Annotated in this window: 6 protein-coding genes; 3 read left to right on the forward strand and 3 right to left on the reverse strand. The window is 37.5% G+C overall.

Going from position 1 to position 7,992, the window contains the following annotated elements:
* Positions 1-1,855, forward strand: a 1,855-nt coding sequence (locus A194_RS19485) for a peptidoglycan-binding protein (protein ID WP_157783061.1), incomplete at its 5' end; no start/stop codon positions are given.
* 48 nt (positions 1,856-1,903) lie between these two features.
* On the opposite strand, the gene A194_RS0112665 is transcribed toward A194_RS19485, so the two are convergent.
* Positions 1,904-2,998 carry a YheC/YheD family protein gene (locus A194_RS0112665; protein ID WP_017187198.1) on the reverse strand — a complete coding sequence of 365 codons (1,095 nt, stop codon included), beginning with the start codon at positions 2,996-2,998 and terminating at the stop codon, positions 1,904-1,906.
* 130 nt (positions 2,999-3,128) lie between these two features.
* Complete coding sequence (locus A194_RS0112670; protein WP_017187199.1) at positions 3,129-3,692, reverse strand: GNAT family protein; 564 nt, start codon at positions 3,690-3,692, stop codon at positions 3,129-3,131.
* A gap of 170 nt (positions 3,693-3,862) precedes the next feature.
* On the opposite strand from A194_RS0112670, the gene A194_RS0112675 reads away from it, so the two are divergent.
* Positions 3,863-5,155 (forward strand): nucleotide sugar dehydrogenase, encoded by a 1,293-nt coding sequence (locus tag A194_RS0112675; RefSeq protein ID WP_017187200.1) that lies wholly within the window; start codon positions 3,863-3,865, stop codon positions 5,153-5,155.
* Between the two features lie 214 nt (positions 5,156-5,369).
* Here the strand turns inward: A194_RS0112675 and A194_RS0112680 are convergent, their stop codons facing one another.
* On the reverse strand, positions 5,370-6,383 hold the full coding sequence (locus tag A194_RS0112680) for an LCP family protein (RefSeq protein WP_017187201.1): 1,014 nt from the start codon (positions 6,381-6,383) through the stop codon (positions 5,370-5,372).
* A gap of 169 nt (positions 6,384-6,552) precedes the next feature.
* Between A194_RS0112680 and A194_RS0112685 the strand changes: the two genes are divergently transcribed.
* A complete protein-coding gene (locus A194_RS0112685) occupies positions 6,553-7,671 on the forward strand; it encodes a glycosyltransferase family 4 protein (protein WP_017187202.1) in 1,119 nt (372 codons plus the stop codon).
* The last annotated feature ends 321 nt before the right edge of the window (positions 7,672-7,992 follow it).

Here is a 7,992-nt window from a genome sequence, read left to right on the forward strand (position 1 = left end):
TTTTGCGGACTGGGATGATCCTAATGACTACTTTGGACCACAAACAGAATCAGCTTTAAAAGACTTTCAAAATTATTATGGACTTGTTCCACATGGTATAGCAGATGAGATTACTCTAGGTCTTGCAGAAGAGCTTTATACTACACCTCTTCAAAGTGGCGTTAGAAGTGAAGAGGCAAAAGAGATGAAAGAAAAGTTAGTTACCTTAGGCTTTGCAGATTGGGATGAGCCAACAACACTTTTCGCTTCCGAAACAGAATCAGCAGTTAGTTGGTTCCAAAGCCATTTTGATTTAGTTGTCAACGGAATAGGTGACACTGTTACAGTGAATAAAATAGACAAAATAATTGAAGAATCAATGCAGGTGGGAACATATAGTGAAGAGGCAAGAGAAATGAAAGAGGCGTTAAATGCTCTCAATTATGCTAATTGGAGCGATCCAAACACCTATTTTGGCCCTCAAACTAAACAGGCTGTTATGGATTTCCAAGAAGACTTTGGACTACCAGTTAGTGGAATTGCAGACTATAAGACTTTAGAAGCGCTTTACTCGATTGACCTTAGTGAACCAATGGTTACTTACTCTGAATATGACATAAACTTCAGTAGGGCAGTTGATATTCAGTTATCTCATGGAACACCTAAATATGATGGTGCTGGATTAATTGATGCTGATGAAGCAAATGTTAGATATTATATGAACCCTTCAAATTTCCCTGAAGGATCATCGGGATATCTTCAGTTCTTGTTGTTAGATGAATCTACTAATCTACCAGCCTCAGAATTAAATAGTAGCTTTTTAAATGGTGCTGGCACGTTACATGGTACTGGAGGAGCTTTTATTGAAGCAGGAGAACAGTACGGGTTGAATGAACTTTACCTAATAGCTCATGCTCTTCATGAAACTTCACATGGAACGTCTACATTAGCAAAAGGTGTCGGTGTAGATGGATCAGGTAACGTGATAAGAGAGAATGGTAACGTTGTTCGTGATGAGAATCATCCAGATGTAGAACAAATTGTTTATAACATGTACGGCTATGGAGCATTTGATGATGACCCAACAAATGGTGGAGCGAAATATGCGTTTGATCGCGATTGGTTTAGTCCAGAAGCAGCAGTAGTTGGAGGAGCGCAACAAATCTCCAACAATTATATAGGAAGAGGTCAAAATACTTTATTTAAGATGAAGTGGGACCCTGAATATGCCGCAAATAACAATTCATTAGGTAGGCAATATGCTACACACGTTCGCTGGGCAGAAATTCAAGCTAATATGATGCATAGTATGCTAGGTGATAGTATAAATGACTATGTATTAAGGTATGATGTTCCAAGCTACAACAGTCAACCTGGACCAGATGGATCTGTACCACCACCACCAGAAGATACACAGGACCCGGGAGATCATGTTGAACAGAGCTACCCATCAGGAGTAATTGGGGAAGTACAAGTTTCAAACAGCTTGAACTTTAGGAAAGGACCATCAACTAGCTATGATAGAATTGGCGGAATATCTAATGGAACTATTATTGACATTCTAGGTGATAACGGCGGAAACTGGTTATACATTGATTATAATGGTGATAAAGGGTGGGTTTCTAAAGATTATATAGAAATCTTAAACCTATATGTCGTTGACTCTGGAAATGGAATTACTATTCGAGACAACCCTGCTGGCAATAGAGTTGGAGCATTGCCAGATAATGAGTTTGTAGTATTAAGTCTAGATTCCAATCAGAACATAGTTTCAGAGGATGCAGTTCTAAGTGGTACAAATTACACATGGTATCGAATTTACTATGATGGTAATGAGAGATGGACAGCAAATAACTGGATAGAAAAAATTGAATAAATTCTTTATAAAGGGGTTCCGGAATATCCGGAACCCCTTTATAATGCGTTAGATAGCTTTCATATCATCTCTTAATACGTTTTTTAACATGTAATAGTAATACCCGGATTTCAACATCGCAATTTCTCCAAGCGCATAATCAACACCGGGTGCTGTATTAGCTTCAAATAAGAATGGTTTTCCATCTTGATCTATACCAATATCAATACCAAGGGAGTTTAAGGTTTTACCTGTGACCTCTTCAATGTGTAAAGGAAGTTCCTCACCAACTTGATTTATTTCCTTTTGAATTGTTTCCCAATTATCAGGATAGTTCACTTTTAAGAATGCCTCAAGTTCTGACACATATCCACCTTGAGCTACATTGGAAACGACCTTTTGACTGCTTGATATCCTAACTAGATTGATTGCAATCTCCCAGTTTCCATTTAAGTTCTTTTCTAACCTTATGCGACAGTCAAATGGGTTTTGATTATTGTCATAGGAATGAATATATCGTTGGCAAATGTACTTCTTATTTGTTACTAAGTTTGCTAAGAAGTTAATTAACTCTTCACGATTAAATATCCTCTCAGTTGTTTCATAACTAATCATAAACTGGTTTGTATCAATAAATGATATTTTATAAATGTGCTCACCTTTTTTGCCGATTTTAGGCTTTAAAATAACTTCTTGGTGCTGAAAGAGAAACTCAAAAACATCTTTAGGACTATCGGTTGTTATATATGGAATAATTAAGTGATCAAATTCACCTGATTCTTTAATTGCTTTATACAATTTTGCTTTTGACCCAATTCTTTCACTAGAAAGTGTTGAGACTTGTCCAAGGTAGTTCATAACCGATCTGTGCTTATAACAAAAGTTAGACACATCTATAAATCTCGGTATTTCCACCTCACGCTCTTCCCACACATCATTCACTAATACTTTGCCATTTGCTGTTCCACGGTCCATATCAACGTCTTTAGGGCTGAAATAGACGAGTGTTAAATCATAGTGCGCACAAGCTTGAGATAATAGTTTAAAGAAGTCTTTTGGTTTCCTAGAGTTTCGCATGCACCCTACATAGTTCACTTGCTTCTTAGAACTAACGTTATTTTGTTTTTTTTGCTTTTTAAATGGTGCCGTTATTGAAAACATCATGAGTGATACCCCCGTTTCTTGTTTGTATTATTCCACAACTTGTTAGTAAATAATGTTAAAGGGGACTTACGTTTTTATTTCGACAATTATCATTTGTGTAACGTTTATTACAATTTTTAGCACTTAAGACTTAACTCAGTAGATCTCGTCCTGTTTTTACTAAATGAATTACATCATGAGCCTTAGGATGATAGTCATTATAAAGCTCAAATTCTTTAAACGTATGAACCTCCTCGTACATTTGGATCATTTTCATATAAATCGAGACTTCATTTTCTTCTCCATTACTATCCCAATACAAGATATCTAAGTTAACTTTCTCACCTGTAATGAGTGAATGTTTAGTGTACTGAATGCAGTCTGCTTTATTAAAAGCTTCTCGACTGTAAAATCGCAATCTCTTACTCGTATCAGGATCATTGGGATCTTGTTGTTCAGCTTCTAATATTATAGTCTTCCCTTTTTCCTTTAATTTATGAATTAATTGTTTACCAATCCCTCTATGCCTCTTTGTTCCTCTCACATACATATAGTCTACGAATATGAAATTTGGAAACTCAGCATATAGTAAGACGTGTTGTTCACTGCAATCTAAATAATAGTAATCTTTTTCAGCTAACAATGTATCTAAGTGTTGTTTTGTTTTTAATTCTTCTTCTGGAAAGTATTCTTTCAACATGTCATACCAATTCATAAAGGTCGCACCTCCTAGTGGACTTATTGGGCTATGGTATACCTAGCAATTTGAAAAATAAACCCGTTTAAATGAACCTTAACTAAACTGAAAAACTATATACAATTTTGTAATATAATTTTTGGTATATTCATGTTTGAACTTGGGTATGTAGAGTATAGGTGATGCAAATGTTTAAAGAGAAGGTAGCAGTAATCGGATTAGGCTATGTCGGTTTACCGTTAGCGATTGAGCTTGCGAGAAAGTATGACGTTGTAGGATTCGATATAAATGAAAGCAAAATTAATGATTATAAGAGGGGAAGTGACGTAACAGGAGAGGTAGGAGAAGGAGCGTTACGCCAAACATCTATGACGTTTACAAATGAGGAATCGCTATTGTCAGATTGTCAGTTTTATATCGTGTCGGTCCCAACACCGATTAATACGGATAAAACGCCGGACTTGAACCCTGTCATTGCCGCAAGTCGAACAGTTGGCAAACATATGGGAGAAGGTTCAATCGTCGTATATGAGTCTACAGTTTATCCTGGCACGACAGAAGAAATCTGTGTTCCGATTCTTGAAGAAGAGTCGGGTTTGAAGTTAAATGGAGGCTTTAAGGTCGGTTATTCGCCTGAACGCATTAACCCAGGTGATCAACAAAACACAATAACGAACATTGTTAAAATCGCCTCTGGTTCTGATGATGAAGCGTTAGATAGAGTGGCGAAATTATACGGATCAGTAATCGATGCAGGCGTACACCGAGCGGAATCGATAAAAGTGGCAGAAGCAGCAAAAGTGATTGAAAACGCTCAGCGTGATATTAATATTGCCTTTATGAACGAGCTTTCAATGGTGTTTAATCGGATGAACATTCCAACGAAAGCGGTTCTTGAAGCGGCTGGGACGAAGTGGAACTTCCTTAAGTTTACGCCAGGATTAGTTGGCGGGCATTGTATCGGTGTTGATCCATACTATTTCACTTATAAAGCGGAACAGCTTGGGTACCATTCACAAATAGTATTAGCCGGTCGTAAAATTAATGACGCGATGGGGAAACATGTCGCGTCAAATACCATTAAGAAAATGGTACAAGCTAAACAAGACTTATCACGCGCCAGAGTGGCTATTCTTGGACTTGCTTTTAAAGAAAATGTACAAGATGTCAGAAACTCTAAAGTCGTCGATATCGTTAAAGAGCTGCACGATTATGACATTGACGTATTAGTTCATGATCCACTCGTAAGAAATGAAGAGGTAGAATCTGAGTATGGATTGAAAATGAGTCGAGAAGAGGAGCTAGACGACTTAGATGCGATCATCGTCGCAGTTGGACATGACGAGATTAAACAACGCTTCACACATGAACGACTACACACGCTTTACAAAAATAAAAATAATAAGGTTCTGATCGATGTGAAAGAAATCTATGACCGAAACGAGTGTGAGCGAGAAGGGTACTATTATTGGAGTTTATAAATAGAAACTCAGTCTGATAATTAAGCGAAATTCACAATAATTAAGCGAAATTCTCGATAATTGGGCGAAATCTAAAATAATTAAGCGAAACTCTCATTAATTAAGCGAACGCCTAATTAATCGGGCGTTCGCCTAATTCCGCTCCACGATTATCAAGCACCGCCACACCAAAAGAAAAAGCTTTCCCCAACGACTGTTGAGGAAAGCTTCCATCTTAATACTGCTCACTTTCACCTTCAGACTCTTCATCTTCTTCAGGTGTTGGCTCAATTAACTGTAAATGCTCTTTAATATCCATTCGAGCTTCTTCTAAAGAACCCCGGTCTGGTGTCTGATAACTCACGCCGCCAATCATTTGGTGATACGTATCAAATTCAACCGACTCTATATTATCACGATTAAAGTTATTTAAGTTCATTAACATACTGAAACCGTCGCGAATACGTATGTTTGTAGTAATTTCTTCACCGACGACATCCGCAATTCGATCAACTCGTGTTAATGATTGTAACGACATCGCTTCATCAGCTAACGCGTTAAGAAACTCTTGTTGACGTTCAATGCGTCCTAAGTCATTCCGAGGGTCTTGTTTCCTCATACGTACGAAGGCTAGCGCTTCTTCACCGTTTACATGTTGTTCACCTTCATAAAACTGGACGTAATATGAGTCGGGTGCCATCGTCTTTTGTTCGAAGTCGAATGGTACATTGACCGTAACACCATCTAATACGTCAACAATTCGTATGAATGCATCAAAGTCGACTGACACATAGTAATCCACTGGAACTTCTAGAAATTTCTCCACTGTATCGATTGTCATTTCTTTACCACCGAAAGCATAAGCGTGGTTAATTTTATCAGTTCGTTCCATTCCAGCGAAATCAACGCGAGTATCACGCGGTATGCTTAACATCTTAGCTGACTGATCATCAGGGTCAAAAGTCACCAACATTAAAGAATCCGTTCGACCTGTTTCACCACCAGATTCATAATCTTCAACACCCATAATCAGTACAGAAAAAGGGTCATCACTGATGTTAACAGCTTCATCTCTTAAATCTGATTGTTCGCGTCCTAAGTCATCGTAAGAGCTACTAGCGGCTTGTAACGTTTGATAAACAAAATACGAAGCGACACCACCAACAACTAAAAACAATGCGAATAATATATACATATAACGTTTTAAACGTTTCTTTTTACGCTTTTTACGTTGTTCAATTCTACCCATTGTAGTATTCCCCTCTAAAATATACTTATCATAACTCTATAAATTATAGAATGTTTTTACAAACTATGCAAACTCTATTTTGTAAGATTGGTATTGATTTTCATTTATTTACAGTCCAACATATGCTAATATGTATATGGGCTTCAATTCGATTAAAGAGGGATTTAAAATGAACTTTACTATTTTAATAATAAGTTTTATTGTCGCACTAATAACAGCATTGATTATGACACCAATCGTTAGAAGAATCGCGATTAAGTATAGAATAGTCGATTGCCCTGACGAACGTAAAATGCATACCGAAGATAAGCCATATCTCGGTGGAATTGCCATTTTCTCAGGTGTTATGGTAGCTTATATCATGTTCTGGCCTGACCACGAACATCAACTAGCTATTATCGTTGGCGCATTCATTATGCTTTTAACAGGTTTCTTTGATGATCTCTTCAACCTTAGACCTGTATATAAGTTAGCTGGCCAAGGATTAGCAGCAATGATTATCGTATCTTCAGGATTACTGATTGAAAAAATTAATATACCATTATTTGGTGAAATTGAGCTAAATAACTTAAGTATCATCGTCACTATTATATGGATTTTAGCCGTATCCAATGCAATTAATTTAATTGATGGATTAGACGGATTAGCAGCAGGTGTCACGAGCATTGCACTTTCAGCAATTTTAGTGATGTCATTTATAGAAGGGAACTTTGCAGCTGCATTTCTAGCGATTATTTTATTAGGATCTAACTTAGGCTTCCTATATTATAATTTTAATCCAGCCAAGATATATATGGGAGACTCAGGGTCGCTATTCTTAGGCTATATGGTTGCGATCATCTCAATGTTAGGACTGTTTAAAAACGTTGCGCTATTTAGTTTCATCATTCCATTAATGGTTGTAGCCGTACCGATTGTCGATACGCTATTTACGATCGTTCGACGCTTGAAAAATGGTGAGAGCATTATGACTGCCGACCGCAAACACATTCACCATCAGTTAATTGATGCTGGACTATCGCACCGTGCTGCTGTTTTAGTCATCTACTTATTTAGCGGACTATTCGGAGCACTAGCCATTATGTTCGGTTATTCACCATTAGGCGCATCAATCTTAATTGCGTTCTTAGCATTTTTACTCATTCACATTATTGCTGAAATCGTAGGATTAGTCTTGGGCGGAAAACAACCCGTCCTTAGCTTGCTTAAGAAAATGATCAAGAAGCCATCCCAAAAACCAGAAAAAGAGAGAGTCATTAAGAAAAGCTCAATCACGCTATGTGGTTGAGCTTTTTGTTTGGAACTTTTTATCGGCGCTCGCCGCAATAATTAAGCGAAATTGTCATTAATTAGGAGAAGTTCTTAATAATTAAGCGAAATTCTAAATAATTAGGCGAACTCGACTCATAATTAAGCGAACGCACCTGCGCGCTGTCACGCTGAGGTAGTGTGCCTCTCATCAGCTGCTGGAACAAACTGGATTTTCAGTGAAAATCTTGATAATTCGGCGAAATATTAAATATTCCGGCGAAAGCAATCAAGAATCCGGCGAAAATCTCATTATATCGGCAAACGCAACATTCGACAAAATTCGCCCCTCTTGCTCGCA

It is taken from the genome of Alkalibacillus haloalkaliphilus C5 (assembly GCF_000269905.1).
Classification (GTDB): Bacteria; Bacillota; Bacilli; order Bacillales; family Alkalibacillaceae; genus Alkalibacillus; species Alkalibacillus haloalkaliphilus_A.

Excerpts from the sequence above, each read along its gene's own strand:
- A194_RS0112665 (WP_017187198.1), bottom strand. The coding sequence starts at position 2,998 with ATGATGTTTTCAATAACGGCACCATTTAAAAAGCAAAAAAAACAAAAT.
- A194_RS0112670 (WP_017187199.1), bottom strand. The coding sequence starts at position 3,692 with ATGAATTGGTATGACATGTTGAAAGAATACTTTCCAGAAGAAGAATTA.
- A194_RS0112675 (WP_017187200.1), top strand. The coding sequence starts at position 3,863 with ATGTTTAAAGAGAAGGTAGCAGTAATCGGATTAGGCTATGTCGGTTTA.
- A194_RS0112680 (WP_017187201.1), bottom strand. The coding sequence starts at position 6,383 with ATGGGTAGAATTGAACAACGTAAAAAGCGTAAAAAGAAACGTTTAAAA.
- A194_RS0112685 (WP_017187202.1), top strand. The coding sequence starts at position 6,553 with ATGAACTTTACTATTTTAATAATAAGTTTTATTGTCGCACTAATAACA.